Annotated in this window: 3 protein-coding genes; all 3 read right to left on the bottom strand. The window is 55.9% G+C overall.

The features are described from left to right. Nucleotides 1-302 (bottom strand): (Fe-S)-binding protein (locus C0623_03905; protein ID PLY02393.1); only part of this gene is annotated, 302 nt, incomplete at its 3' end. 2 nt (nucleotides 303-304) lie between these two features. Then, nucleotides 305-1144, bottom strand: a complete 840-nt coding sequence (locus tag C0623_03900) for a mechanosensitive ion channel protein MscS (GenBank protein PLY02392.1) — start codon at nucleotides 1142-1144, stop codon at nucleotides 305-307. Nucleotides 1145-1158: 14 nt separating this feature from the next. Then, on the bottom strand, nucleotides 1159-2172 hold the full coding sequence (gene amrS / locus C0623_03895) for an AmmeMemoRadiSam system radical SAM enzyme (GenBank protein PLY02391.1): 1014 nt from the start codon (nucleotides 2170-2172) through the stop codon (nucleotides 1159-1161). Between the last annotated feature and the right edge of the window lie 351 nt (nucleotides 2173-2523).

Genomic DNA, 2523 nt, shown 5'->3' with positions numbered 1-2523 from the left:
GCCATTGGCGGCGGCAGCACATATTCCATCCGGCCATCGACTTCCATATCGACCAGCAATGCCCGATCTGCCAACGCCTGCAGAACCGTCTCCGCTTCGGCGACCCCGACCTGCCAGTTCTTTGCCGCGATCTCGGCGGTAAACGGTCGGATCGGCAACTTCGAGACCAGTTCCGCTTCGCGCTCGGAGAAGAGCATGCCGAGAATTCGGCAGAGCAGTTCCGAAGGCGGAGCACCCTGCGGAAAACGGTTAAGCCGATCGGTTAGATCGACGTAGGATTGGCGCGCGGTCAGGTGAGCCATAATCAGTCCATCCCGACAGCCGGCTCCTGGAAATGATGGACATCTCGTTGCGGATACGGGATGGTAATGCCGTTGCTGTCAAAAGTTTTTTTCATTGCTTCGATCAGGGCGAACCGGGTCGGCCAATATTCACTGGTACTGACCCAGGGACGCACGTAAAAATTAACACTGTTGTCGGCCAGCTCGGCCACCGCGATCACCGGTTCCGGGTCCTTGAGGACGCGCGCCTCACGATTGAGAACATCGACGATCAGTTGGCGAACCTTATCGAGGTCATCATCGTAATGAACTCCGAACACCAGGTCGATACGCCGCGAATCGCGGGCCGAAAAATTAATGATACTGCCACCGGTTATCGCCCCGTTCGGGATGGTCACCTCCCGGTTGTCGGGAGTCGTGAACATTGATGTGAACAGACCGATTCGTTGTACGGTCCCGGCCGTCCCGCCCGCTTCAACATAGTCACCAGCCTTGAAAGGACGCATCATGATCAGCATGATGCCCGAGGCGACATTCTGCATCGAATCCTTCAGCGCCAGGCCAACCGCCAGGCCGGCGGCACCAACGACAGCAACCAGCGAGGTCGTATCGACACCAAGCTGATCGAGGGCGGCAATGACGACAACGACAACCAGAACGGAATAGACAACCGTGCGTACGAAATTGAGCAGGGCTTCATCGGAGACTTTGCGGCCGAGGAGTCGGCCAATAAAACCGGAAATAATTCGCGCGACAAAAAGGCCGACGATAAAGATGCCCACGGCATAGACAACCTTCAGGCCCCAGATCATGATCAATTCCTGATCGAATCCTGCAATCAACTCTTTCATAAAAATCTCCATTCCTGGTAAATGAACTACTGCCAAATCCCGTCAATCGGCGCCATGCAGAAGCGACACCGATTATCGCTAAGATTATTATCGATCAAACGAAAACCGTGTCGGCCGACGACAACCTTTTTACATTTCGGGCAGAGGGTATTTTCGCCGTCAGCCCCCGGGATGTTTCCGGTATAAACATACTGCAGACCGGCATCGAGCCCGATCTTGCGGGCACGCGCCAGTGCCTCCACCGGCGTCGGCGGCTCGTCAAGCATCTTGTAGGTCGGGTAGAAGGCGGTCACGTGCCACGGCGTCGCCTCTCCCATCTCCTGCGCAATAAAATAGGCGATGCCCCGCAATTGCTCATCGTCATCGTTGTGCTGCGGAATAACCAGGGTCGTGATTTCGGTCCAGATGCCGAGCCGTTTGTACTCTTTCAGGGTCGCAAGAACACCCTGCAGAGAGGCCCCGGTGACCTGCCGATAAAATTCATCAGAAAAACCCTTGAGGTCGACATTGGCGGCGTCAAGATAGGGAGCAATCGCCGCCAGGGCTTCCGGCGAAGTGTAGCCATTGGTGACGAAGATATTTTTCAGACCCGCTTCTTTCGCCAACACTGCCGTGTCGTAAGCGTACTCGAAGTATATCGTCGGTTCGGTATAGGTATAGGCAATACTGCGGCAGCCTGCTTTGACCGCCTGACTGACGATCTCCTCCGGGGACAGGTTCTCACCCGGTATCGAATCCTTCTCGCGGGGCCATTGGGCGATCTGGTGATTCTGGCAGTGCCGGCAACTGAAATTGCACCCGACCGTCGCCACCGAATAGCTCAGTGAACCGGGCAGCAGATGAAAGAGCGGCTTCTTTTCAATCGGATCAACATTGCTGGCGACGCTGCGGCCATAAACCCGCGAATAAAGAATACCGTCCCGGTTTTCACGAACCCCGCAAAGCCCGCGCTTGCCCATGGCGATGTGACAGTAGAACCGGCACAGCTTACAGCGGACAGCGTTGCCCTGCTCTTTTTCCCAGAACCGCGCCTCGTGCATCTGCATTCTCCCTTAATAGTGTACGGGAACAGTTTATCAAAAAATCGGCGCAGACAAAAAAAGTAAAAGATTAAAATCGGTATTGCGGGCTATCGCCCAAACAGCGAGCCGGGAGATTGAGGAGATTGGACAGGACACAAGGTCGTCGATACAACCGGGTGAGCACAAGATGAGATGGGGGGCGAAGCAGTTGCTGCAACGCGGGATGAAGTGCGCAGAGGATACTGCAGACGACCAGTTTTATCTGCCGGGGTAAAAAACCCCGCCCAGAGGACGGGGCTTTAAAGGCGCCCCCAGAGGGGGCGGTGCCGGTGACCCCCAAAGAGGGTCACCGGAGCGTTGTTCCCACGT

This window comes from Desulfuromonas sp. (genome assembly GCA_002869615.1).
GTDB lineage: Bacteria > Desulfobacterota > Desulfuromonadia > Desulfuromonadales > UBA2294 > BM707.
Note: the sequence above shows the minus strand (reverse complement) of the source record. Positions and strands in the feature narration are given on the sequence as shown.